We start from the raw sequence: 25,123 nt of genomic DNA, 5'->3' as shown, positions 1-25,123 counted from the left end.
ACCGCTCAACTGTCGGCGAACTCGGCCATGCTCCTGACCAGGAAATAGCCGACCGTGGCGCCTGCATCCTGAAGGCCGATGGTTTTCTCCTGGAAGGCGGCTGCCTTGCCATGTTGCGCAAGCATCGATTTGGTGGCTTCAAGAGCGCGCTCCGCGGCATCCGATGCCGCCGCGAGCGCCTTGGCGAGCGGCTCGCCGGAGCCCGCCGCCGTCTCGAGCGCAACGGCGATCGGATCCAATACGTCGAGCAGCGTCTTGTCGCCCAGCTTCGCCTTGCCGCGCTCGGCGACGCCGTCACGGAATGCCCGCCAGAACGCGGCCGCTTCGCCGGTCCCCAATACGTCGGCGCCTTCGGTCGCTTTGCTCGCACGCAGGAAACCGGTCGCCGTCAGCGTCCCCATCGTCGACGGCGCAGTCCGCGCCATCGTCGCCCCTGCCGTCCGCAGGAGTTTGGAGATGCCCGCCCCCTCGCCCTCGGCCGCGACCACCTCGGCGGCCGCAGCAAACGCCTTGCTCATGGTGATGCCGAGGTCACTGTCGCCGACCTTGCCATCGAGCGAGATGAGGAAGTCGCGCTGTTCGGCAAAAAGCGACTGCCAGGTCTCGAAAAGCCGGATCAGGTCGGAAGCCTTTATCGCGTCCATCATCTCACCTCAGGATGCAGTGCTTGAAGAACGGGGTGTTGGCAGGCGCAGCAACGAGCCGGTCGAGCTCCTCGTCGAGATGCAGCACCGAAACCGAGGCTCCAGCCATTTCCATCGAGGTGGCGAATTCGCCGACCCAAACGTGCTTTGCCTTGACGCCGCGTTGATCCAGAAGCTGCGCAACACGACGGAACAGAATGTAAAGCTCTTCCAGCGGCGTGCCGCCGAGGCCGTTGACGAGCACGGCGACATTGTCGTCTTGCTTGTAATCCGTTTCGGCGAAGATGCGCTCCATCATCTCGTCGATGACCTTGTCGGCCGGCGCCAGCTTCTTGCGGCTGATGCCGGGCTCGCCATGGATGCCCATGCCGATTTCCATTTCGTCCTCGCCGATCGAGAAGGTGGCGTGCCCGATCTCCGGTACGACGCAGCTCGACAGCGCGACGCCCATCGTACGGGTCCGCGACCGCGCCTTGTCGGCAATCCTGGTCACTTCATCGAGAGACAGGCCCTCGGCCGCAGCCGCGCCGGCCGCCTTGTAGACGAAGAAGATTCCGGCGACGCCGCGGCGCTTGTGCTCCTCGCCCACTACGGAAGAAGCCACGTCGTCGTTGCCGACCACCTGCTTCACCTGGATGCCATCGAGATCGGCAAGCTCGGCTGCCATGTCGAAATTGATGATGTCGCCGCTGTAGTTGCCGTAGATAAAGAGGACGCCGGCGCCTTGGTCGATCTGCTTGGTGACCTGGTACATCTGCTCGGCGCTCGGCGACTGGAAGACGCCGCCGACGGCCGCGCCATCGAGCATGCCATCCCCCACATAGCCGAGGAAGAGCGGCAGATGGCCGGAGCCGCCGCCGGTCGCAATCCCGACCTTGCCGGCCTTGGGCTTCGCCGTCACCATGCAGCGCTTGTCATCGGCGACATAGGTCAGTTCCTTGTGCGCGCCATAGATGCCTTCCAGCATCTCGTCGACGAAATTGACCGGGTCGTTCAGAAACTTCTTCATGGATTCCTCTCTGGATAGGGACTTATTTCTTGCGCTGACGGGTGACGAAGAAGGCGGCGGCGAGCAGGATGAAAATGCCCACGACAAGCCGCTGCCAGGTGCTGGGAATTCCCACCATCACGAGCACGCTGTTGATGACGACGATCAGAAGTACGCCGAGAAGGGTGCCGAGCACGGTGCCCGTACCGCCGGTGATCCTTGCACCGCCGAGGACGACGGCTGCGATCACGTTGATCTCGGTCCCGACCAGGTCGAAGGGATTGGCCTGCCGGTTGGCACAGACGTGGATGATGCCAGCAAGTCCCGCCAACGCCCCGGCGTAACCGAACAGGAAGATCTGGACGGTGCGCAGATTGTAGCCGAGGCGGCTGGCGATGTTGGCGTTCCCGCCGACGGCAAAAATCGCGCGGCCCATCAGCGTGCGGTTCAGGATCCACCAGGTCACCAGGGCGGCAATCGGCAGGATCAGGAAATAGAAGGGCAGCGTGACCACGGCACCGTTCGCGGACTCGAACTGAAAGAGCGGCATGCGGCCGAACGCACCCATCTGCGGCGGCAGCGACATGATCCATACCGTGCCGATGAAAGAGAGCAGGAAACCGCGGAACAGGTACTGGGTGCCGATCGTCACGATCAGCGATGGCACCTTCAAATGGTACACCAGCAGGCCGTTAATAACGCCGAGAAGCGTGCCGCCCAGGATGGCGGCAACCAGAATGACGACAATCGGCGTGGCGGGAAAGTGGTTGAGCACCAGCACCGTCAGCGAGTACATCGTGAAGGCCGCGATCGCCGTGAACGAGACGTCGATGCCACCGGCCGCCAGGATGATGAAGACGCCGAGGGCGAACAGGCCCATCACGACGCTCGCGCGACCGATGTCGATCAGCGTCGAAGGCTGGAGGAAACCGGGATTGATTGCCGTAACGATGACGCAGATCGCTACCAAAAGCATGAGCGTGATCGTTTCCGGCCGCCTGCGGATCAGGTCCCCCAGGCTGAAGGACCGGGTCTCAGAGGTGCTCTCCTGAAGCTCCTCGATCCGTGAAGCACTCATTGAACGGTCTCCATCTTCGAAGTCAGCATTGCCCTATAGAGCTGGTCCTCGGTCGCCTGCTCCGCGTCGAACTCGGCGACGACGCGTCCGTTGTTCATGACGAGGATGCGGTCAGCGTTCTGGAGCAACTCCGGCAGGTCGTCGCTGACGATTATCAAGCCCATGCCGGCCTCGGCGAGTGACTGGATGGCGCGATAGATCGTATCCTTGGAGCCGACGTCCACACCGACCGTCGGACCATGGAGGACGAGCAGCTTCGGTGCGATGCTGAGCCAGCGGCCGATCAGCACGCGCTGCTGGTTACCGCCGGAAAGGGCACCGACCGGAAGATCGAGATCTTTGGTATTGAGGCGCATCTCCTCGGAAAGGCGGGCAGCGATGGTGCGGCCTTCTTCCTTGTCGACGACGCCGAGCGCATTGCTGAGTTTGGTGATGATCAGCGCGATCTCGTTCTCGAAAATGGACTTGTCGAGAAACAAACCTTCGGCAAGGCGATCCTCGGGGACGTAGCCGATGCCATTCGCAATGGCGTCGGCAGGACGTCTTATGGATACGTCGCGCCCCTCGAGGGTGATCGTGCCGGAACCGGCCGGCTCGACGCCGGCAATCGCCATCGCAAGCTCGTTGCGGCCGGAGTCCGCCAGCCCCGTGATGCCGAGGATCTCGCCCTGCCGCACGCCAAAGCTGACTTCCTCGACGCCGGCGGCCATCAGCCGGCTGACGTTCAGAAGCTCCGCAGCCATCGGCTTGCCGGTCCGGTAGCGCTCGGAGTCGATGACGCGTCCCGTCATCAGCTCGGCAAGCTGCTTCTTGCTGTAATTCTCAATGGGACCCTGCGCGACGCATTGCCCGTCGCGAAACACGATGGCGTGGCCGCCGATGCGGTAGCACTCGTCGAGCTTGTGGGTGACGAAGAGCACCGCGACATTTTCCGAGCGCAGCCGTTCCACCACGCGGATCAAATTGTCGACCTCGCGTCGGGTGAGCGACGTGGTGGGCTCGTCCATGATCACAAGCTTGGCGCGGGTAGCGATGGCGCGCGCGATCGCCACGAGCTGGCGCGCCGCAAGCGGAAGGTCGGAAACGGTCGTGTTGAGGAATGTGCGATCCGTCGGCAAACCGACGGTGACGAGCGCCCTCTCGGCAGTCTGCCTGAGACGTGACCGGTCAAAGAGTCGTGCCAGGCGGCCATTGGCACCGACGAGTTGTTCGTTCAGAGCGACATTTTCGGCGACGGTCAGGTTCGGAAGAAGTGAGAGATCCTGGTATACGGTCTCGATCCCTGCGGCGAGCGACTGGATCGGGGTGAGGGCAGTGAAGGTCCGGCCGTCCAGCACGATCTCCCCGGCGCTCGGCTCAAGCGCCCCGGACATGATCTTGATGACCGTGCTCTTGCCGCAGCCGTTTTCGCCCAAAAGGTGATAGGCCTCGCCAAGCTGCAGGGTGAGGTCGATGCCGCGCAGGGCGTGCACTCCGCCAAACCATTTCTGGATGTTCCGGAGTTCTAGAAACCGGCCTAAGCCTTGCTCGCTCGTTGCTCTTGCCAACACGTCGCGATCCTTCGTGAATTGCCGACGCCGCAGTCAGTGCGGCGGTTAACGGCCGGGGACCTTTGCAGGTCCCCGGACGGCTTGGGAGCGATCAGAAAAGATGCTCTTTGTAGGTGGCCTTGTCGGCGAGAACCATGCCGTTGCCGACGATCAGCAGGCCCTCGCCCGCGCCCTTCTTCACCGTGACCTTGTTGTAGCCCTCGACGCCGAGATCCAGGCCGTTGGTGACCTCTTTCTTCGCGAGCAGGAGCTTGGCAACCGCGTTCATTGCCATGCCGGCCTTTTGCGGATCCCAGAAGCCGATGGCGGTGATCGCGCCGGACTCGAGCAGATCGGCGGAGGGGTTCGGCAGACCGGTACCGACGAGGCAAACCTTGCCCGTCAGGCCGGCTTCGTCGATTGCGCGGCCGACGCCGAGGACGTCGTTGCCGGCGGAGGTCTGGAAGCCCTTGATATCCGGGTGCTTGCGCAGGATCTCCTTGGCCTTCTCATAGGTGCCGTTGGCGTCGTCGAAGGATTCGTTGTTGGGGTCCACGAGTTCCATGCCAGCGTACTTCTTGGCGTTCTCTTCGCCGGCGCCAACCCACTGCATGTGGGTCCGGCTGCCGAGCGAGCCGACGAAGGTCGTCCACTTGCCTTCCTTGCCCATGCACTCGGCCAAACGCTCGTTGAGCGCAGCGCCGTAATCGGCGTTGTCGAACGCCTCGACATCCGCATTGGTGTTCGTCTGGTTGTCCGCTTCATGCGTCACGACGACGATGCCGCGCTCCATCGCCCGCTTGAAGGTGCCTTCGAGGACAGCCGGATCCATCGGAACGACGGCAAGCGCATTGACGCCCTTGGCGACGAGGTCCTGGATGATCTGGAGCTGCTGGGCGGAATCGGCGGTTGCCGGGCCGCTCTGGCTCGCGTCCACGTCCGGATTGGCCTCGGCGAAGGCGTCCACACCGGTGTTCATGCGGTCGAACCACGGAATGCCGCTGATCTTGACGACGGTTGCAATGACCGGCTTTTCCTGCGCGACGAGGGCGCCTGCGGAACCGGCGAGCATAGCTGCCGCTACGGCAGTGCCGGCCAGCATCTTCTTCGATAATGCTTTCATGTTTTCCTCCACAACAAAGCTTCCCTCAGTTGTCTCGCTTCGGCGCGTGAGGGCGCGGCGCCAAAGAAACGGGCTGGCGATTGCCAGGAAACAGAAAGCCGGTCAGGTCGTAGCGGCCGACGGCCAGGAAGGTCAGCAGCAACAGCCCCCAGGCGAAATCACGCACGAAGTTGGACAAGCCGCCGAAGTTGAGCAGGCTGGACATCAGCTGAAGCGCCACGGCGCTGAGGACGACGCAGATCACGCGCCCGTAGCCGCCTTCGGGCTTCACGCCGGCCATGACTGCGATCAGGATCGCGATCAGCAGATACGAGCTGCCGTAGTCGAACTTCACGTTGACGTTGCGCGCAGCGATGATGGCGCCCGCCAATCCCGAAAGCGTGCCGCTGATTGCATAGGTGGCCATCAGCACGCCATTCTTCGGAAAGCCTGCGTAGAGCGCTGCCTTCGGGTTGGTACCCATCAACATCAGCCAGAGCCCATAGGGCGTGAACTTCAAGGCGGCGGCGATCAATCCCGCCACGACGACGAAGATCAGGAAACTGATCGGCACTTCCAGGAACATGTCGTTGCCGATGCTGGAAAGCAGCGCGGGACTGCCTACCATCACGGCCTTGCCGCCGGAGACGACGACGGCGAGCCCCATGAAGGCCATCTGCGTGCCGAGCGTGCAAAGAATCGGCGTAATGTTGAGCTTTGAGATCAGCAGACCGTTGGTCAGGCCACCGAGGAAGCCGATCGCCAAGGCGCCCGCAATGAAGGCCAGGCTGAAAGCCGTCTCGCTGTCGGTGCTCGACAGGAACGAGGAGACGATCACCGCGGAGAGCACGCCGGAGAGGTTCGCAAGCGCAATGCCCGAGAGGTCGATGCCGCCATTGCCGGCGCACATGGCGAGCATGACGCCAATGGCCAGGAGGCCGATTTCCGGCAGCTGGCTCGCCATCGACTGGAGATTGAACAGCGAAAGGAAGGAGCCGCCCGATATGGCAGCGCCAAGGACCAGCAGCAGGCAATTGATGGCAACGAGCATGACCAGCTGCCCGCCAGTCTTTTGCATGGTCTCCTCCCATGTTTAGTAAACGATAGCAAGCTTTACTAAACTGGTTATCAAAGCCGATTACCTTCTGCAAGCTGATTTTCAATGGATTTCGGTTGCGGAAGTGCGTTTTTTGCCTTACCCCTCCAAATCAGGCCGGAGATCTGTTTACTAAACGCCTTCGCCTCCGCAGCATAAAAATAGGGATCCGGACAGGCGCGCATGAAGGAAAAGAAGACTCTGACGATCCGGGATATCGCGGACGCGGCAGGCGTTTCGCCTGCTACGGTTTCCCTCGTCCTGAACGGAAAAGGAGACATTTCGGGCGTCACGCGAGCGCGCGTGCTCGAGGCGGTGGCCAACCTGAACTACGTGCCGCGCGCCACCAAGAGCACTTCCGAGCCGGGCGAAACTTTACGGTTCCTGAAGATTGCGAAACACGGCCATACGGTTAACCGCGATCACAGCGTCTTCATTTCCGACTACATCGACGGCATGTCGGCGGAGGCGACGCGCCGGAACTACACACTGGAGGTCGTCAGTTTCGAAGGCCAGCCCATCAGCTCCGTCGCGGAGTCGCTGGCCGGTGCCCCGATCAGCGGCGTCATCGCATTGGGCACGGAGCTTACCGAGGCCGATATACGCCTGATACAGGGCCTGGGCCTGCCGACGGTTTTCATCGATACGTTCTACGACGTCATCGACGCCAACTTCGTCGACATGAACAATGAGGACGCCGTCTACAAGGTGCTGTCGCGATTCCAGCGACAAGGTTTCAGACGCATCGGCTTCGTGGCGAGCCATGTCGACACCACGAACTTCAGGCTGCGGCGGGACGCCTTCTTCAAGAACATGGCGCGTCTCGGCCTGAAGCCGCGTGAGGAAGACGTCATCTCGGTGGAGTCGACCTATGACGGCGCTTACGCCGATACACGCGCGCTCCTGCAATCCGGCATAGAACTCGCCGAATGCTATTTCTGCACCAACGACATCATCGCCTACGGCTTCATACGAGCGCTCAAGGAGTTCGGCATCCGCATCCCGGATGACGTCTCCGTCATCGGCTTCGACAACCTGCCGCAAAGCGCGACGATGGAACCGTCGTTGACGACGATCGAGGTTTCAAAACGCAAGATCGGCTACCTTGCCGTGACCGTTCTGGACGACCTGATCAATGCTTCCGAGCTGCAGCCCTCGGTGAAGATTCTGGTGGGTGCAGACCTTGTCGTCCGCGCCAGCGACTCGCGCGGAGAAAAGCAGCCGACGGGACGACGGTCGGGCAAGACCACGGCCGCGAAGCTGCCGGCAGATTGAAGCGCCTACTGCATGTTTCCTTGAATCGCAGCCGATCCAAGGACAGAAACATGCAGCAATTCAAAGTGTTACAGCGTCCTTTGCGCGTCCGATTAGACGCGGCGCTGTAGCTTTTTCAGCCTGCCATGGGAGGAACTTGCGATGCCATCGCTGGCCCTGATACACACGGTGCCTGATCTCGTGGCCAGGTTTCGGCCGCTTGTCACGCGGTCCCTGCCTGCCTGGACGAGCTTCAACATCGTCGATGAAAGCCTGCTCGCCAACACCGTGCGTGACGGCGTGCTCTCGCAGCAGACGATCCAGCGGCTTGGCACTTATGTGTTCTCCGCCGCCGAGGCCGGTGCGGATGCGGTCGTCGTCACCTGTTCGACGCTTGGCGGTGCCGTCGACCTCATTCGACCGCTCTCGTCCGTCCCGCTTTTCCGCATCGATCAGGGCATGGCCGTCGAGGCTGTGGAACGCGCCCGGCGCATCGGCGTGCTGGCGACGCTACCCACGACGCTGGTCCCGACAAGCGCGCTGCTGCAGGACTGCGCAAGGGCCGCGGGAAAGGACTGCACGATCGTGCCCGTGTTGTGCGAGGGCGCGTTCGAGCGGCTCAGCGCCGGGGATCGCGAGGGGCATGACGCGCGGGTGATGGAAGGCTACCGGTCGGTGGCGGAAACCGTCGATCTCGTCGTGCTTGCCCAGGCTTCGATGGCCGCGGCGCTTGCCGACCGGGCTGATGAACCACCGGTGCCCTTCCTGACCAGTCCGGAACTTGGGATGGCCCATGTCGCCAGGCAGCTGGCATCCATCTGAGACCGCCCGCGCCTTCAGCTTGAATTCATTGATGGGAGTGAACAATGGAATACAGGACACTCGGCCGCTCCGGCCTCAGAGTCTCGGCCATCACGATGGGGACCTTCTCCTTCGGCGGCGTGGGCGCGTTCGCGAAAGTGGCGAACCAGGACGTAAAAGACGCCCGACGACTCATCGACGTCTGCCTTGACGGAGGTGTAAACCTCTTCGACACCGCCAACATGTATTCGCTCGGCCGCTCGGAGGAAATCCTCGGCGAGGCGCTCGCGGGCAAGCGTGACGGCGTGCTGATTTCCTCGAAGGCGCGCATGCGGATCGGCGACGGTCCGAACGATGAAGGCGTCTCGCGCTACCACCTCATCCGTGAATGCGAGAGGAGCCTCAAGCGCCTCAACACCGATCATATCGACATCTACTTCATGCACGAGTGGGACGGCCTTACCCCCGCGGAGGAGATGCTCTCCGCCCTCGACACTCTGATGCGGCAGGGCAAGATCCGCTACATCGGCTGCTCCAACTATTCGGGCTGGCACATCATGAAGGCGCTCGGTGTCGCCGAAACGAAAAACCTGCCCCGCTTTGTCACGCAGCAGATCCACTACACGCTCGAGGCGCGCGAAGCGGAATACGAGCTGTTGCCCATCTCCGTCGATCAAGGCCTCGGGGTCATGGTCTGGAGCCCGCTCGCCGCCGGATTGCTTTCGGGCGCCTTCGGCCGTGACAAGGCTCCGGCCGACTCCCGCCAGGCCGCAGGCTGGACGGAGCCGCCGATCCGCGATCAGGAGCGGCTTTGGAACATCATCGATGTCCTTAAGGAAATCGCCGCGGAGCGAGGCGTCAGCGTCGCACAGGTCAATCTCGCCTGGACACTGACCCGGTCGGGCATCGCAACGCTGGTTGTCGGCGGACTGAGCGAACAGCAATTCAGGGACAATATCGCCGCGGTCGATCTCAAGCTTTCGGGAGAGGAACTGGAGCGCCTGAACCAGGTGAGCCGCCCGCCCTACGTCTACCCCTATTGGCACCAGCACAATTTCGCGAAGGACCGCTTCTGCCCCGCCGACTGGGCTCTGCATGCGAGCTACGAGGATCTCGGGCTGGTCTGATACCTTGCCCGAGAGCTTTTGGATTTCGATTTACGATTGCGAGCGAACCTGCCGTCCGGGCAGGCTCGCTTGATGGCCGGCTCCTTGTCGACCATCAGGCTTGCGGCGCCCCTGGCGCGTCAGCGACCGTCAAGCTCGAACACGTGATGGTGGATGTGCCCGTCGAACATCTCGAGCAGGCCCTTCGTCAGTTCGCGGCTCTCGTAGCGCACGGGTGATTCAAGGGCCTGCGCCAGGGCCTCGCGATCGTCATAGGCAGTCGAAAGAATCATCGCGAAAGGCGTCGCTCCTTCGTCGCGCTCCACGGCATGGAGAACCCAGACTTCCCGGACGCCCGGAAAGGCCCGCCAAAGCGGCATCAGCTTCTCCGCGACATAGGCGCGGAATGCTTCTTCCCGACCAAGATGGATCGCGCCCTCGAACAGGGCCTGTCGAATGATCATGCTCTATTCTCCGGCTTCAGTTGGCGACGTTCGGCGATTTTTGGCCGGCGAAATGGGCGGCGAGATTGGCGAGCACGAGTCTGCCCATGGCCAGCCGCGTTTCGACCGTCGCACTGCCCTGATGCGGCATGAGCACGGTATTCGGCGTCGAATGGAATTCGCTGCGGATCTTGGGCTCGTTGACGAAGACGTCGAGCCCCGCACCGGCGATCGTTCCGGATCTGAGCGCTTCGATCAAGGCGTCCTCGTCCACGACGCTGCCGCGCGCGACATTGACCACGATGCCCTTCGGACCGAGTGCTTCAAGCACGGCGGTGTCGACAATGTTCTGCGTTGCGGCACTCGCCGCCACGCAGACGGCGAGGACGTCGCTGTCTCGGGCGAGATCGGCCGGGCTTTCATGGGCCACCCACGTGACGTCCGTCAGCCTGGACCGGTTCCAGTAGCGCACCGACATGCCGAATGCCTCTGCGCGGAGCGCCAATGCACGCCCGATCTGACCGAGGCCGAGCACGCCGATGCGCTTGCCCTTCGGGCTATGGCCGAGCGGCAACTGTTCGCCCGCCGCCCAACGGCCCTCGCGCACCAGCCTGTCGCCCTCGCCCAGCCGGCGCAGGACCGCAAGCATGAGCGCGATACCGAGATCCGCGACATCGTCCGTGAGCACGCCCGGCGTCGTCGTCACATCGATATTGCGGCCGCGCGCATGGGCAAGATCCACCTTGTCGGTGCCGACCCCGTTGATCGCGATAATCCCCAGTGAAGGAAGCTTCTCGATCCAGTCGTTGGACAGGCCCGTACCGCCGCCGGTCGCAACCGCACGGATCGACGGGAGTGCCGCCTCGAGCGCCGGCCGATCAGCGGCTTCGTAGAGCCTGTGAACCGTATAGTCCCGGTGAAGCTCCTCCATGACGAGCGGCATCATTGGCTCTACGAGCAATAGATCTGGTTTCACGGTCTAAACTCCAATTGCTGAGATGTCGCCCAAAAGCGTGCAGCGGTTCTGGGACGGACGACAGGCATGAAAACAAGGATTTGAAGCGCGCCGAATTCGCGTGACGGCGGCGCGCTTCAGTTGGGCCATCAGGAAATCTGGCCGAGGAAGAATCGCGTGCGCTCGTGCTGGGGAGCGTCGAAGAAAGTATCGGGGGTCGCGACTTCGAGGATCTCGCCGCGGTCCATGAAGACGACACGGTCGGCGACGCTTCGCGCGAAGCCCATCTCGTGCGTTACGCACAGCATGGTCATGCCTTCGTTCGCGAGATCGACCATGGTGTCCAGCACTTCCTTGACCATTTCCGGATCGAGCGCGGAGGTCGGCTCGTCGAAAAGCATGATCTTCGGATTCATGCACAGCGCACGCGCGATCGCGACGCGCTGCTGCTGCCCGCCCGAAAGCTGCGCCGGATATTTCGCCGCCTGCTCGGGAATCCGTACACGCCGAAGAAACTTCATGGCGGTCTCCTCGGCTTCGACCTTCGTGATGCCGCGCACTTTCATCGGAGCGAGCGTGCAGTTCTCGAGCACCGTCATATGGGGGAACAGGTTGAACTGCTGGAAGACCATGCCGGTCTCCTGGCGGATCAGATCGACATTCTTTCCGCCGGCGGTCAGGTCATGACCATCTACGACGATCGTGCCGGAATGAATGGTCTCGAGCTGATTGATGCAGCGGATCATCGTCGACTTGCCGGATCCAGAAGGTCCGCAAATGACGATCCGTTCGCCGCGGCCAACGGTCAGGTTGACGTTTTTCAGGGCATGGAAGGACCCATACCACTTGTTGACGTCCTCCATGCGCACGGCCGGATCAGAAGCCCCGCGCAGACCGGGGGCGGAGGCGATTTCGCTTGCCATGTTCATCGCGAGGGGCTCCCGTTTTCTCATTTCGCTTTCGTCACGAAGTCCGGCAGCGGAGAACCAAGCCATTTCTCATGAATGGCATTGAGCTGTCCGTCGGCCTTGACCTTGTCGAGGAAGGTGTTGACGAAGCCCAGCATCTCGCTCGATCCCTTGCGGACGGCGATACCCTGGACCTGCTGGTTCAAGACGAGCTTCTGATTGAACCGCCCGGGAGCGGCCGCCTCGATCTGCTGGGCGACGACGTTGGAGACGCCGATCAGTTCGACCTGGCCGGAAAGCAACGCCTGCACCGCACTGGCGTCGTCATCGAAACGTTGGATGTTGGCGTCCGGCGGCGCGATCTTGGTGACCGCCGTGTCCTGCGTGCTGGCGCGAGCGACCCCGATCGTCTTGCCGGCCAGATCCTCCGGTTTTGCGATCGCCAGATCCTGGGCGCCGAACACGCCGATCGAGATGCCGGCGTAAGGCTGCGAGAAATCGACGTTCTTGGCGCGCTCTTCGGTGATGCCCAGCGAAGCGACGAGCAGGTCCACCTGGTTGCTCTGCAGGTACGGGATGCGGTTCGGGCCCGTCACGGGCACGATCGTCACCTCGACGCCGAGCTCCTTGGCAAGCAATTTAGCGACATCCGCGTCATAGCCGTCCGGGTTGTTGCTCGCGTCCATGATTCCGAACGGCGGAAAATCGACCAGCATTCCAACCTTGACGGTCCCGGCCGATTTGATCGCATCCACGGTCTGCGCTGCGGCGGGCGACACGAAACCGGCAAGAAGTGCAGCGCCAACAACTGACATTGCCATGCGTCTCGATATATTCATTCTTCCTTCCCTTTCACTTGCCGGCCCTCCCGCCGGTGGGGCCCGTCAACGTGCCGTTGCGCGGGAAAAACGGGTTTCCATTCGGCGTGCGACCAGCGACAGCGGCCAGCACAGGAGGAAATAGATAGCGGCCACCGTGCCGAATACGAGGAACGGGCTGAACGTCGCATTGTTGATGATCTGCCCTTGTCGGGTCAGCTCGGTGAAACCGATGATCGACGCGAGCGACGTGCCCTTGATCAATTGGACCAGGAAGCCGACCGTCGGCGCGACAGCGATGCGGATCGCCTGGGGCAGGATCACGTGGCGCATGGAATGATAATAGCGCAGGCCAAGCGCCGTCGCAGCCTCGCGCTGCCCCTTGGGCACGGCCTCGATGCAGCCGCGCCAGATTTCGCCGAGAAAGGCGCTGGCGTGGAGCGCAAGCGCAACAGCTGCAGCAATCCACGGGTTGATCGCAAAGCCGACGATATTCATGCCAAAGTAGACCAGGAAAAGCTGCATCAGCAGCGGCGTTCCCTGGAAGAGGCGGATGAAGCCGGTGGCGAAGCGACGGAAAGCCCGCACTTCCGACACGCGCATCAACGCCATCAACAGTCCGCCGACGCTGCCGCCGGCAAAGGCGATTGCCGAAAGCGCGATCGTCCATTGCGCCGCCACGACGATGATGAGGAACTCGTTCCAGCCGAAGACTCTGATCATGGTCGTGCTCCTAGCGGCTGAGCGGATATTTGAAGGCCATTTTCTCGATCGCGTAAAACAGCGCGGAGAAGCCGACCGACAAGGCGAGATAGATCAGGGTGACCGTGATATAGACCTCGAAGCTCGCAAAGGTCGCGGATTGGAGGTCGTTTCCGGCGGCGGTCAGGTCATCGGCGGAGATCACGGACACGACGCTGGTATTCAGCATCAGGTAGATGAACTGGCTGGTGAGCGCAGGATAAACGGTGCGCAGCGCCGGCTTCATGATGATGTAGCGAAAGATCTGCGCCCTCTTCAGGCCGAGGGCCCAACCCGCCTCCACCTGGCCCTTGTGGATCGACTCGATGCCGGCGCGAATGATCTCGGTGCCATAGGCACCGAAGTTGACAACAAGCGCCAGGAGCGCCGCGCTGTTCGGCGACAGCCTCAGGCCAAGCGATGGCATGCCGAAGTAGATGAAGAAGATCTGCACGAGGAAGGGCGTGTTGCGGATGATCTCGATGTAGCCATCGATCACCGCACGGAGGATCTTCGGCCCGGACGTCTTTCCCCAAGCGCAAAAGATGGAGACGACGAGACCAATCAGCATGGCGGCACAGGACAGGCGAACGGTCAGCCAGGCGCCAATCGCCAACTGGTCGAACGCCGCCAGCACGGGCGCAAAATTGAAATCGTACATGCAGGGACTCCTCCCAAAATGCCGAGACCGGACGTCGCGCCCCTCCCGCGATCCTGGTTACTTAGATCGATCTAAAATGTTTCCCGGCAAGCGTCAACCGCAAATGAGCGTCAATTTTCACATGGGTCGGCCGCAGGACTGGCGAATGTGCAAGGTGGTGTCGTTCACCACGCGGCGCGGCGGCAAGTCCGGATTGGCGATACGTTCGAGGAGAAGCCGCGCCGCCATTTCGCCGATCGTCACCGGCCCGGTCGAGACCGACGTGAGTTTTGGCCGGATGGCTTCTTCATCCGCCACATCGTCGAAGCCGATCAGGGAGAGATCGCGACCGATCGTCAGCCCGCAGTCGTGAAGCCCTGCGGAGAGCCCGAGAGCCACAAGATGATTGAAGCAGATCACCGCAGTTGGCCGCGTCGCCCGATCGAACAGAAGATGCGTTGCACTGGCGATCTCTCCGAGCTGCGTTGGAAAGTGGATCAGGATGCCGGGGTCGAGCGCCTTCGACAGCATGGCGTCGCGGAATCCATCGACGCGCTCCTGATAGGCCGATTGGACCGAGCCATGGGCGGCAAAGGCGATCTTCGCATGGCCGAGCGAAGCGAGATAGTCCACCGCTTGGCGCATTCCGGCGGCATAGTCGGCACCGACATAGTCAATGTCGAAGGAGATATGGCGCAAAACCTGCACGACCGGCATGCCCCAATCCGCGATCTCTTCAGACAAAGCGGGCTCCGTGCGTGCGGCAGGGCAGAGGATGACCCCATCCACACCGTGTTCGCGCATCCGCTGCAGCAGCGTAGCCTGCCGTTCGACCCGATCCCCGCTATTGGCGAGGATGACTACCTTGCCGGTCTCTCCGATCACCTCTTCGATGCCTGAGAGGAGCTCGGCAAAGAAAGGGTTGGTGAGATTTGGGACGATGGCGCCGATGATCTGGCTGCGTTCGACGCGCAGGCGAGCCGCGCCGATATTGTAGACATAGCCGAGATCTCGCATCGCCTGCTCGACGCGGCTGCGCGTCTCGCTGCCGACCAGCGGGCTCTTGCGAAGAACAAGCGATGCCGTCGCGCGGGAGACGTTCGCATGTCGCGCGACATCCAGAAGCGTAACGCGAGTCTTTTTTCGTTCGTCAAAGGACATTGAATACCAATGGGATAAGAATGGCGGTAGGGAGAACTATAGTCAACAACGAGAGTCGGGCAAACGCTCCCGCATCTCTGGCGCCGCTCCCAAAGGCTCCGCTCCGCTAATGCAGGCTACCAACACCCAGCAGCCGTTCGACGGTCGCGTGGTCCTGCGAAAGCTGCACCGGCGTTCCAGTCCAGGCGATCCGTCCCCGCTCGAGCACGATGACATGGTCGGCGAAATCCAGCGCACTCTGTATCCGTTGTTCGACGAGCAATATCGTCATGTCGCCGGTTTTCGCCAGTTCGGCAAAGACCTTCATGAGCTCTTCGCAAATAACCGGTGCCAAGCCCTCGAGCGGCTCATCCAGCAGCAGCACCGAGGGCCGTCCGAGGATCGAGCGGGCGGTCGACAGCATCTGCTGCTCTCCGCCGGAAAGTTGCGAGCCGAGGTTCCGGCGCCGCTCATGGAGACGCGGGAACATGTCATAGGCTTCCTTGAGTGCGCTCTTCGGCCGGCCCTTGAGCCCGACGAAGAGGTTTTCCTCGACGGTGAGGGTCGGAAAGACGCAGCGCGCCTGCGGCACGAAGCCGAGACCGCTCAAGGCCCGCGATGCGCTCGGCAGTGCGGTGACATCGGTCTCGCCGATGCGGATGCGCCCCTCGTAGCGGCGCGTCTGGCCGGCGAGCGTCGCAAGCAGCGTCGACTTCCCCATGCCGTTGCGCCCGAGCACCGCGAGACGCGCGCCGGCCGGCACCGAAAAGGAAATGCCTTCAAGCACCCGCGTCGGCCCGTAGCCTGCGGACAGGTTTTCGACCTCAAGCGACGTGGCTGGCATTGGCATAGCTCCCGAGATAGGCCTCGCGTACTCGCGGATCCTTTGTCACATCCGACGGCGAACCGTCGAAGATGATCGTGCCGGCAGCCAGGACGATCACCCGCTTTGCGAAGCGGAAGACAAGGTCCATGTCATGCTCGATCATCAGCACGGCAAGGTCGGGCGGAAGATCGGCCAGCGCCTGTTCGATACGGCCCGTGTCGCTTTGCGGCACGCCAGCGGCCGGTTCGTCGAGGAGCAGCACCCGGGGCTTCAGCGCCAATGCCACGGCGATCTCCAGAAGCCGCTGCTGGCCATAGGCGATTTCCCGGACACGCCGGTGCATCAGGTCGCGCAGCCCGAGCTTGCCAATGAGATCGCCGACCTCCGCCATCACCTGGGGCATTGCGAGGTAGTTCCCGAACAAGCGCCCTGCCCGACCGTCGCGCTGCAGCACAGCAAGAGCCACATGTTCGGCCGGCGTCATGTCCTGGAAGAGACGCGTCACCTGGAACGATCGCACGAGGCCGCGCCGAACGCGTCCGATGGCATCGAGGCGGGTGATATCTTCGCCGTCGATCCGCACCTCGCCGGAATCGGGCGTGAGATTGCCGGTGACGAGATTGACGAAGGTCGTCTTTCCGGCGCCGTTCGGGCCGATCAATGCCACGCGGTCGCCCGGCGCCATGGCAAGGCTGACATCGTTGGTTACGGCGAGGCCACCGAAGGATCGCTTCAGATTTCGAACCTCGAAGATCGCACTCATCGGCGCGCCTCCCGCCATCTGGTCACGGCGCCGGCGATGGTGCCGTAGAGGCCTTTGGGCGCAAACAATACCACTGCGATCAGCAGGCCACCAACCATCGTCAGCCAATGGAAGGGATTGGCGGCCGAAACGATATCCTCGAAGAACATGAACACGATCGTCCCGGTAAGCGCGCCGAAGAGCGAGCCCGTGCCGCCGAGCACCAGCATGACCAGGCTTTCCGCGGAGAGCGTGAAGGAGAGGCTGTCGAGACCGACGACTTGGGTCGAGATGGCGTTGAGCGCACCACCGGCCCCGGCCACCGCTCCGGAAATCATGTACATCTTGACCAAGGTGGCCTTCGGCGAGGCACCCATCGCACGAATGCGGATCGGATCCTCCTTGATGCCGCGGCAGAGCATGCCGAAGGGCGAGCGCACGACTAGGCGCAAGAGCGCGAACACGACCGCAAGAAGGATGACGCCGAACACGTAAGCCGTGCGGCCCCAAAGGTCGAACGCGAAGAGCCCGAGCAACGGATCGGGCGCGATGCCCGCAAGTCCGTCGCTGCCGCCCGTCCAGGACGAGGCCTTGTTGGCGAACTCGTGAAAGAGATGGATGAGTGCGATCGACAGAACGAGCTGGGGAAGGCCGTGGGCTCTCAGGATGACCACGCCGCAGAGAAGCCCCGCAACGACACCGCCGAAAATGCCGCAGACGAGCATGAGCAGCGGATCCGTGATGCCGAAGTGCACCGCGGCAATTCCGGACGCATAGGCACCGGTTCCGAACAGAGCCGCATGACCGAGCGTCGCCACCCCGCAATAGCCGGTCACGAGGTCGAGAGACAGCACCAGGAGCGCGATCGCCGTCATGCGCGTGAGCAGCGCCAGGTTATTTGGAAACAAAAGGTAGCCGACGACGGCCAGTCCGAGGATCACGAAAAGGCCGGCGAGATCGCGGCCGAACTTTCGCCGATTGCCATGCGCGTTCGCCAGTGCGTCGTTCATCGTCGCCATGGTCACTATCTCGTTCTCCCGGCAAGTCCGCGCGGGAAAACACAGACGATTGCGATGACGGCGAGATAGAAGAAAAACTCGCCGAATTCCGGCACCAGATAACGGCCGGCCGTATCGATCCCGCCGAGCAACAGGCAGGCAACCAGGGTGCCCGGTATCGAGCCCGCCCCACCGACAGAGACGACGACCAGGAAGGTCACCATGTAGCGCAGGGCGTAATAGGGTTCGACCGGGAGCAGTTCGGCGCCCACCACGCCACCCAAGGCAGCGAGACCGACGGCAACGGCAAAGCTCACCGCATAGACGATTTCGGTGCGCACCCCGAGGGCTGCCGCCATCGCGGCGTTGTCGACAGCCGCCCTGAGCTTCACCCCGAAGGCGGTCTTCTCGATCGCGTACCAGAGAGCGGCGGCAACGGCGAGACCGCAAAGGATAGCAAACAGGCGGTGGGTGGCGATCGAACGGAAGCCAAGATCGACGGACCCCTGGAGCCCCGTCGGCAGGGGGATCGTCTTCAGCGTCGGGCCGAAGACATAGTTGGCGATGCCGATGACGCAGAAGGTGATACCGATCGTCATCAGGACCTGCGTCAGTTCCGGCGCCCCGTAGATGCGGCGATAAAGCAGCCGCTCGATCGGGATGGCGATGACGATCGTTCCGAAGACCGCGATCATCAGCGCGATCCCATAGCCGAGCCCCATGTCGCGCGCCGCATAGGAGGCGATGTAGCCGCCGATCATGGCGAAGGCGCCATGGGCGAGATTGACCACCCGCATGAGCCCCATGGTGACGGAAAGACCGATCGAAATCACGAACAGCACCATGCCGTAAGCGAGCGCGTCGACCGCTATGCTGAAGACGGTTTGCATATGCCCATCCTGCTTGCCGATGATGCGGGGCAGCATGGCGACCCCGCATCGAAATAGCCGGCCGTTGCTATTTCAAAGCCGCAAGGCCAGGGTCGCCCTGCTTTTCGAAAGTCTGGATCTCCTTGTTGTAATAGGAGCCGTCCGCGGTTTTGGCGACCTCGCGCAGATAGATGTTCTGGATGATGTGGCGGGATTCCGGGTCGATCGAGACCGGCCCGCGTGGGCTCGTCCAGGAAAGTCCCTTGACCGCGTCGACTGCCTTTTGCGCGTCCTGCTCGCCGCCGGTCGCCTCGATCATCTTGTAGATGACATGCATGCCGTCGTAAGCGCCGACGGCTGGGAAGGAAAGCTCGGCGGGATTGCCGATCGCCTTGCCGGCCGCCTCGACGAAGGTCTTGTTTTCGGGAGAGTCGTGCGAGACGGCGTAGTGGAACGTCGTCTGAAGGCCGAGCGCGGCTTCACCCAGCGCCGGGAGGTCGGACTCCTGCGTCAGGTCGCCAGGCGCAAAGAGCTTGATGCCCGCATCCTTGAGCCCGTTTTCGTTATAGGCCTTGACGAAACCGAGCGTCGTCGGGCCGGACGGCAGGAAGGCGAAGACACCCTGGGCGCCCGAATCTTTGACGCGCTGCATGATCGGCGAGAAATCATTGGTGGCGAGCGGTATGCGGACCGCCTCGACGATCTCGCCGCCCGCCGCTTCGTACGCTTTCTTGAAGGCGTTCTCGGCGTCGACGCCCGGGCCGTAGTCGCTCACGACCGAAATGATCTTCGAGACGCCGGCATCCTTCGCGACCTTGGCGATCGGCGTGGAGGTCTGCCAGAGCGTGAACGAGGTGCGCACGACCAGCGGGCTCTTGGTGACGATCGCCGAGGTTGCGGCATTCATGACCACCAGCGGCACATTGCCCTGCTCGAGCAGCGGCGTCACCGCCATCGCGTCGGGGGTGAAATAGAAGCCGGCGAGATACTGCACGCCCTCCTTGACGACGAGTTCCTGCGCCAATGCCTTCGACTGGGCCGGATCCGCCTGCGGCACGTCCCGGTAGATGACCTCGACGTCGTCGTCGCCGACCTTGCTGCCGTTCAGCGCCATATAGGCGTCGATGCCCGCCTTGAAATTCTTGCCCTGCAGCGCGAACGGGCCTGAAAATGGCCCGATTACGCCGATCTTGATCGTGTCGGCCTCGGCTGCCCCGCTCATTGCCAATGCCGCCAGCGCGGCGAGAATGGTCCGTTTCATTTTTCCTCCCTGCGATACCCGGCTCACTCCCGTCCGGCATCGCCTATTTATTAGCGTTCAACCTCATCGTCGTCAGTCTGTCATGTCCGACCGCGATAAATAATGAAATGTCAGCGCTCGTTCCATAACTGATGGGTTATGTTATCACGACGAAGCTTGCGTCTAGGTTCTCCTGCCAAAGTAACGCGGCGGCACGCAAAACGCCGGCTCCAGCACGATCTCGTCGCCGCAGCTCCGCTGGGGGCGGCCGAGGTGGCCATGTCGAAGTCGCGGTCAAAACGGCAGGCCCACATAGTTTTCCGCAAGCGCCGTGGCGGCCGCTTGTGAATGGGTGAGATAGTCGAGCTCGGCCTCCTGGATCTTCTGGTCGAAGTCGCTGGTGTCCGGGAACCGATGCATCATCGTCGTCATCCACCAGGAAAAACGTACCGCTTTCCAGACGCGCGAAAGTGCTCGGACCGAATAGGCGTCGAGGCCGGCGTTCGAGCGATCCTCGTAATGCTCGATGAGCCCCTCGTAGAGATAGTGCACATCGCTTGCGGCAAGGTTCAGCCCCTTGGCCCCGGTCGGCGGCACGATATGGGCCGCATCGCCGACGAGAAACAACCGGTGAAAGCGCATCGGCTCAGTGACGAAGGATCGAAGTGGCGCGATCGATTTTTCGAAGGACGGCCCGGTCACCACCCGTTCGGCATGGTGAGCCGGCAGGCGGCGGCGCAGCTCGTCCCAGAAGCGCTGGTCGTCCCATTCGTCGAGCTTTTCGTCGCGCGAGCACTGGATGTAGTAGCGGCTGCGGCTCATTGATCGCATCGAACAGAGCGCAAAACCGCGTGGGTGGTTGGCGTAGACCAGTTCGGGGCTCACCGGCGGCACGTCGGCGAGGATGCCCAACCATCCGAAGGGATAAACCTTTTCGAAGGTGCGGATGGCCTTTTCCGGCACCGACTTGCGACTGACACCGTGCGACCCGTCGCAGCCCGCGATGAAATCGCAGGCGATGCGGTGCGTGGTGCCGCCCTTCTCGTAGGTGACATAGGGCGCATCGCTGTCGAAATCATGCGGCGTAACGTTCACCGCCCCATAGACCGTCGATCCGCCGGTTGCCTCCCGACGATCCATGAGATCGCGGGTGAGTTCCGTCTGGCCGTAGATCATTACGCGCTTGCCGTCGGTCAAACCGAAGAGATCGATGCGATGATCGCGACCGTCGAAGGCGAGCGAGAAGCCGTCATGCGGCAATCCTTCGGTATGCATGCGGCTGCCGGACTGCGCCTCGTCCATCAGCCGCACGGTGCCCTCCTCCAGCACACCGGCCCGCACCCGGCCAAGGATATGATCCTTGCTGGCACGATCGAGGATGACATTGTCGATCCCCGCATGGCCCAGCAATTGCCCGAGCAGGAGACCTGATGGTCCCGAACCGATAATGACGACCTGGGTTCGCATGGACCTCCTCCCATCGAGCACGCCGTGCGCGAGATCGAACTTTTTGACCGCCGGCGGACCGGCTGCCCCACGTTGCGCCCGCAAAAAAATTGTCTTTTGTCAGGAAGTTTGCGCGCCGCCAGGGCTTGTCTCAATGGACATTTCAGCCAAGAAATTGCACTTATCGAACATCGACGTTGGGTGAAAGAGATGAAGCGCGCGGTCCCGACATATGAGCTTTACGGCGAGGAGTCCGGAGAACGGCCCGATTTCTGGCTGCATTGCGAGACGATCCCCTCGCGCAGCAGCCTGCACCATTGGGAAATCGGCCTTCATCGCCATGAGAGCTTTTTTCAGATCCTGTACATCGCCGGGGGTTCGGGCGACGCCGTATTCGGCGAAACGTCTCAGGCGATCTCTCCCCCGGCCGTAATCACCATCCCGCCCACCGTCAGCCATGGCTTCCGCTTTTCCCGCGACATCGACGGTTTCGTTTTCACGATCCTCGCGTCGCACCTGCCGGCTGCTCCGGGCGGCCGCAGCAGACTGGGGAGATGGATGTCAAAACCTTGCCTGACGCCGCTCGGCGAAAGCGAGGACGGCCGCTACGTCGCCGAGACCTTGCAGCGGCTGGCGGAGGAATGGGCAGCACAGCGCAATCACCGCACCGGCCTGCTCGACGCTTATCTCTCGACGGTGCTGGCGCTGACGGCGCGACTCGCGGAGGCGCCGCGTGTCGACGCGGCTGCCGCGGAAAGCGAAAACGAGCGTCGGATGGAGCGGTTCGACGCTCTGCTCCGACAGCACGTTCTTGTGCACCGACCGGCGGCGTTCTACGCCCGCGAACTCGGTCTGTCGCAGACGCATTTGAACCGCGTGGTCCGGGCGATGACGGGACAGAGCGTGCACGAGGTCATCGCCGAAAGGCTCTTGAACGCGGCGCGGCGCGAACTCGTCTTCACGCGTGCAAGCGTCCAGGAGATCAGCTTCCGCCTCGGCTTTTCAGACGCGGCGTATTTCTCACGCTTCTTCGTCCGTCACCTCGGGACTACGCCGCGCGCCTGGCGGATGGCGGAGCGGCAAAAGCTCGGCGTGTGACGCTCAATGTGTTCTCTCACCAGCACGGTTGGAGCTGGCGACTGAGAGCAATTCCAGGAAAAGTGTGCAACGGTTTTCCGCGAGGAATTGCGTAGCTTCTAAGACGCCGGCAATTCCTCGATCGAGTCCACCCGATCCGGATAGAACGCCATATGGTCCTTGATTTCACGCACCGCCGCATGCGGGTTTTCATAGGTCCAGATGGCGTTCTTCGAGCGCTCGCCACCTGGTGTGACGCTGTAGTAGGAAGCGTCGCCCTTGTAGGGGCAATGCGTCGAATGATCGGTGCGCGCAACGAGCGACATGTCGACGTCCTTGCGGGGAATATACTGCACCGGCGGATAGGACGCCTCGCGCAAGATCAGCGCATCGCGCGTATCGGCAACGACGCGGCCGTCGAGCTTGACGACGACGCGCGCTGGGTTGTGGTCGATGGTGATCGGATGATCGGGCCCGGGAATTTTGATCGGCTTGTCTGACATGAGCGATCGCCTTTTGAAATTGACCCTTCTTACATAGGGTCATGCCCACCGCTTCCCAAGGGCGGCAACTGTCTACGCGGGTTGCAGCCGGCCAACCGCCGAAAAAACAGGGTTGACGAAGCGGCGATATCGGTGACTATTTGCACTCATTCACCAGGGGGGTCCCGGCAAGGGGCTGAGATACTGCTAAAGCGCGCAGTGACCCGTTGAACCTGATCCAGTTCATACTGGCGTAGGGACGGTGCAGACGAAGGCCAGGATTCCGTGTTCCCGTGATCCATCGGCATAGCGTCTTTTCATCCTTCCGGCTTCAGAACTGGGTCTCCAACGCGAAGACTTTGGAGCCTCAAGATGAATGTTATCAAGCCTCTCGCAGCGCCATCGGTCACGCAGGGTCCTCTTCCGGCCTCGCAGAAAATCTATCACCCCGGCGAGATCCATCCCGATATCCGCGTGCCAATGCGCGAGATCGCGCTGCATCCGACCTCCGGCGAGCGGCCGGTGACGGTCTACGACTCCTCCGGCCCCTACACGCTCGACAACGTGGATATCCGCATCGACCGGGGTCTGCCGCAGCTTCGCCGCGATTGGATTCTTGGGCGCGGCGACGTCGAGAGTTACGAGGGCCGCAGCGTCAGGGCAGAGGATAACGGCTTTGCCACCGGCGAGAGGCTGACGCCGGAATTCCCCGTTCGCCGTGAGCCGCTGCGCGCCAAACCGGGCCAGGCCGTCACCCAGCTTGCCTATGCCCGTGCCGGCATCATCACGCCCGAGATGGAGTTCATCGCCATCCGCGAGAACCTCGGCCGCAAGGCGGCGAAGGAGGCGCTCACGCGCGACGGCGAAAGCTTCGGCGCATCGGTTCCCGATTTCGTCACCCCGGAATTCGTCCGCCAGGAGGTGGCGGCGGGCCGCGCCATCATCCCAGCCAACATCAACCATCCGGAATCCGAGCCGATGATCATCGGCCGCAACTTCCTGGTGAAGATCAACGCCAATATCGGCAATTCCGCCGTCACCTCCTCGATGGCCGAGGAAGTCGAGAAGATGGTCTGGGCGACGCGTTGGGGTGCGGACACGGTCATGGACCTTTCGACCGGCCGCAACATCCACAACATCCGCGAATGGATCATCCGCAATTCGCCGGTGCCGATCGGCACGGTTCCGCTCTATCAGGCGCTCGAGAAGGTGAACGGCATTGCCGAGGATCTCACCTGGGAGGTCTATCGCGACACGCTGATCGAGCAGGCCGAGCAGGGGGTCGACTATTTCACCATCCATGCCGGCGTGCGGCTGCACTACATTCCGCTGACCGTCAATCGCGTCACCGGCATCGTCTCGCGCGGCGGCTCGATCATGGCCAAGTGGTGCCTGCATCACCACAAGGAGAGCTTCCTCTACGAGCATTTCGAGGAGATCTGCGACATCTGCCGCGCCTATGACGTCTCGTTTTCGCTGGGCGACGGCCTGCGCCCCGGCTCGATCGCCGACGCCAACGACGCCGCGCAGTTCGCCGAACTCGAAACGCTCGGGGAACTCACGAAGATCGCCTGGGCGAAGGACTGCCAGGTGATGATCGAAGGCCCCGGCCACGTGCCGATGCACAAGATCAAGGAGAATATGGACAAGCAGCTTGAAGTCTGCGGCGAGGCGCCCTTCTACACGCTCGGCCCGCTGACGACCGACATCGCGCCCGGCTACGACCACATCACCTCGGGTATCGGCGCGGCGATGATCGGCTGGTTCGGCACCGCCATGCTCTGCTACGTGACGCCGAAGGAGCATCTGGGACTGCCCGACCGCGACGACGTCAAGACGGGCGTCATCACCTACAAGATCGCCGCCCACGCCGCCGACCTCGCCAAGGGCCACCCGGCCGCCCGCATCCGCGACGACGCGCTGTCGCGCGCCCGCTTTGAATTCCGGTGGGAGGACCAGTTCAACCTGTCGCTCGATCCGGAGACGGCGCGCAGCTTCCACGACGAGACGCTGCCGAAGGAGGCGCACAAGGTTGCGCATTTCTGCTCCATGTGCGGCCCGAAATTCTGTTCGATGCGGATCTCCCACGACATCCGTGCCGAGGCACAGAAGGAGGGGCTGGCGGCCATGGCAGCCAAGTACCGCGATGGCGGCGATCTTTATATGCCGGTCGGCGAAGAAACCCAGCCAGGAGAGTAGG

25 protein-coding genes and 1 riboswitch are annotated in these 25,123 nt (G+C 62.5%); of the genes, 5 read left to right on the top strand and 20 right to left on the bottom strand.

Features of this window, described 5'->3' with window-relative positions; genetic code table 11:
- Window positions 1–5 precede the first annotated feature (5 nt).
- From QN222_RS22995 to QN222_RS22970, 6 genes are all read right to left on the bottom strand, one after another.
- The gene (locus QN222_RS22995) at window positions 6–647 is read right to left on the bottom strand and encodes a dihydroxyacetone kinase subunit L (protein ID WP_284005605.1); all 642 of its coding nucleotides are present in this window, start codon (window positions 645–647) and stop codon (window positions 6–8) included.
- Between the two features lies 1 nt (window position 648).
- A complete protein-coding gene (locus QN222_RS22990) occupies window positions 649–1,653 on the bottom strand; it encodes a dihydroxyacetone kinase subunit DhaK (protein ID WP_283963458.1) in 1,005 nt (334 codons plus the stop codon).
- 22 nt (window positions 1,654–1,675) lie between these two features.
- Window positions 1,676–2,710 (bottom strand): ABC transporter permease, encoded by a 1,035-nt coding sequence (locus tag QN222_RS22985; protein ID WP_283963457.1) that lies wholly within the window; start codon window positions 2,708–2,710, stop codon window positions 1,676–1,678.
- Window positions 2,707–4,260, bottom strand: coding sequence for a sugar ABC transporter ATP-binding protein (locus QN222_RS22980; RefSeq protein WP_283963456.1), 1,554 nt, complete (start codon window positions 4,258–4,260; stop codon window positions 2,707–2,709). Before QN222_RS22980 ends, QN222_RS22985 begins: the two co-directional genes overlap by 4 nt.
- A 91-nt stretch (window positions 4,261–4,351) precedes the next feature.
- Entirely contained in the window at window positions 4,352–5,362 is a 1,011-nt protein-coding gene (locus tag QN222_RS22975) for a substrate-binding domain-containing protein (RefSeq protein WP_283963455.1), read from the bottom strand.
- A gap of 25 nt (window positions 5,363–5,387) precedes the next feature.
- Window positions 5,388–6,419, bottom strand: a complete 1,032-nt coding sequence (locus QN222_RS22970) for an ABC transporter permease (RefSeq protein WP_283963454.1) — start codon at window positions 6,417–6,419, stop codon at window positions 5,388–5,390.
- Between the two features lie 201 nt (window positions 6,420–6,620).
- Between QN222_RS22970 and QN222_RS22965 the strand changes: the two genes are divergently transcribed.
- From QN222_RS22965 to QN222_RS22955, 3 genes are all read left to right on the top strand, one after another.
- Entirely contained in the window at window positions 6,621–7,712 is a 1,092-nt protein-coding gene (locus QN222_RS22965; protein ID WP_283963453.1) for a LacI family DNA-binding transcriptional regulator, read from the top strand.
- A 141-nt stretch (window positions 7,713–7,853) separates the two neighbouring features.
- Window positions 7,854–8,513 carry an aspartate/glutamate racemase family protein gene (locus tag QN222_RS22960; protein WP_283963452.1) on the top strand — a complete coding sequence of 220 codons (660 nt, stop codon included), beginning with the start codon at window positions 7,854–7,856 and terminating at the stop codon, window positions 8,511–8,513.
- Between the two features lie 44 nt (window positions 8,514–8,557).
- Window positions 8,558–9,619 carry an aldo/keto reductase gene (locus tag QN222_RS22955; RefSeq protein ID WP_283963451.1) on the top strand — a complete coding sequence of 354 codons (1,062 nt, stop codon included), beginning with the start codon at window positions 8,558–8,560 and terminating at the stop codon, window positions 9,617–9,619.
- A gap of 119 nt (window positions 9,620–9,738) precedes the next feature.
- Here the strand turns inward: QN222_RS22955 and QN222_RS22950 are convergent, their stop codons facing one another.
- The 13 genes from QN222_RS22950 to pobA form a co-directional block, all read right to left on the bottom strand.
- A complete protein-coding gene (locus QN222_RS22950; protein WP_283963450.1) occupies window positions 9,739–10,062 on the bottom strand; it encodes a hypothetical protein in 324 nt (107 codons plus the stop codon).
- Window positions 10,063–10,078: 16 nt separating this feature from the next.
- On the bottom strand, window positions 10,079–11,017 hold the full coding sequence (locus tag QN222_RS22945) for a 2-hydroxyacid dehydrogenase (protein ID WP_283963449.1): 939 nt from the start codon (window positions 11,015–11,017) through the stop codon (window positions 10,079–10,081).
- Between the two features lie 128 nt (window positions 11,018–11,145).
- The gene (locus QN222_RS22940; protein ID WP_283963448.1) at window positions 11,146–11,925 is read right to left on the bottom strand and encodes an amino acid ABC transporter ATP-binding protein; all 780 of its coding nucleotides are present in this window, start codon (window positions 11,923–11,925) and stop codon (window positions 11,146–11,148) included.
- 20 nt (window positions 11,926–11,945) lie between these two features.
- On the bottom strand, window positions 11,946–12,743 hold the full coding sequence (locus QN222_RS22935; RefSeq protein WP_283963447.1) for a transporter substrate-binding domain-containing protein: 798 nt from the start codon (window positions 12,741–12,743) through the stop codon (window positions 11,946–11,948).
- 45 nt (window positions 12,744–12,788) lie between these two features.
- Complete coding sequence (locus QN222_RS22930; RefSeq protein ID WP_283963446.1) at window positions 12,789–13,445, bottom strand: amino acid ABC transporter permease; 657 nt, start codon at window positions 13,443–13,445, stop codon at window positions 12,789–12,791.
- 10 nt (window positions 13,446–13,455) lie between these two features.
- The gene (locus tag QN222_RS22925; protein WP_283963445.1) at window positions 13,456–14,124 is read right to left on the bottom strand and encodes an amino acid ABC transporter permease; all 669 of its coding nucleotides are present in this window, start codon (window positions 14,122–14,124) and stop codon (window positions 13,456–13,458) included.
- Window positions 14,125–14,241: 117 nt separating this feature from the next.
- The gene (locus QN222_RS22920) at window positions 14,242–15,264 is read right to left on the bottom strand and encodes a LacI family DNA-binding transcriptional regulator (protein ID WP_283963444.1); all 1,023 of its coding nucleotides are present in this window, start codon (window positions 15,262–15,264) and stop codon (window positions 14,242–14,244) included.
- A gap of 106 nt (window positions 15,265–15,370) precedes the next feature.
- Window positions 15,371–16,087, bottom strand: coding sequence for an ABC transporter ATP-binding protein (locus tag QN222_RS22915; RefSeq protein ID WP_283963443.1), 717 nt, complete (start codon window positions 16,085–16,087; stop codon window positions 15,371–15,373).
- Window positions 16,068–16,832: an ABC transporter ATP-binding protein gene (locus tag QN222_RS22910; protein ID WP_283963442.1), complete on the bottom strand. Its 765-nt coding sequence runs from the start codon at window positions 16,830–16,832 to the stop codon at window positions 16,068–16,070. The genes QN222_RS22915 and QN222_RS22910 overlap by 20 nt, the downstream gene beginning before the upstream one ends.
- Entirely contained in the window at window positions 16,829–17,830 is a 1,002-nt protein-coding gene (locus QN222_RS22905) for a branched-chain amino acid ABC transporter permease (protein WP_283963441.1), read from the bottom strand. Before QN222_RS22905 ends, QN222_RS22910 begins: the two co-directional genes overlap by 4 nt.
- 5 nt (window positions 17,831–17,835) lie before the next feature.
- A complete protein-coding gene (locus QN222_RS22900) occupies window positions 17,836–18,699 on the bottom strand; it encodes a branched-chain amino acid ABC transporter permease (protein ID WP_283963463.1) in 864 nt (287 codons plus the stop codon).
- A 67-nt stretch (window positions 18,700–18,766) separates the two neighbouring features.
- Window positions 18,767–19,939 (bottom strand): ABC transporter substrate-binding protein, encoded by a 1,173-nt coding sequence (locus tag QN222_RS22895; protein ID WP_283963440.1) that lies wholly within the window; start codon window positions 19,937–19,939, stop codon window positions 18,767–18,769.
- 273 nt (window positions 19,940–20,212) lie between these two features.
- Window positions 20,213–21,385, bottom strand: coding sequence for a 4-hydroxybenzoate 3-monooxygenase (pobA, locus tag QN222_RS22890; RefSeq protein WP_283963439.1), 1,173 nt, complete (start codon window positions 21,383–21,385; stop codon window positions 20,213–20,215).
- A gap of 189 nt (window positions 21,386–21,574) precedes the next feature.
- Here pobA and QN222_RS22885 point away from each other — a divergent pair, with 189 nt between their 5' ends.
- Entirely contained in the window at window positions 21,575–22,462 is an 888-nt protein-coding gene (locus tag QN222_RS22885) for a helix-turn-helix domain-containing protein (protein ID WP_283963438.1), read from the top strand.
- Window positions 22,463–22,560: 98 nt separating this feature from the next.
- Here the strand turns inward: QN222_RS22885 and QN222_RS22880 are convergent, their stop codons facing one another.
- Window positions 22,561–22,944 (bottom strand): DUF427 domain-containing protein, encoded by a 384-nt coding sequence (locus tag QN222_RS22880; RefSeq protein WP_283963437.1) that lies wholly within the window; start codon window positions 22,942–22,944, stop codon window positions 22,561–22,563.
- Between the two features lie 145 nt (window positions 22,945–23,089).
- Window positions 23,090–23,201: riboswitch (TPP riboswitch) on the top strand.
- 94 nt (window positions 23,202–23,295) lie between these two features.
- On the opposite strand from QN222_RS22880, the gene thiC reads away from it, so the two are divergent.
- Window positions 23,296–25,122 carry a phosphomethylpyrimidine synthase ThiC gene (thiC, locus tag QN222_RS22875; RefSeq protein WP_283963436.1) on the top strand — a complete coding sequence of 609 codons (1,827 nt, stop codon included), beginning with the start codon at window positions 23,296–23,298 and terminating at the stop codon, window positions 25,120–25,122.
- Window position 25,123 lies beyond the last annotated feature (1 nt).

Origin of the sequence: Sinorhizobium sp. 6-70 (assembly GCF_030124375.1) — a bacterium.
Classification (GTDB): Bacteria; Pseudomonadota; Alphaproteobacteria; order Rhizobiales; family Rhizobiaceae; genus Sinorhizobium.
Note: the sequence above shows the minus strand (reverse complement) of the source record. Positions and strands in the feature narration are given on the sequence as shown.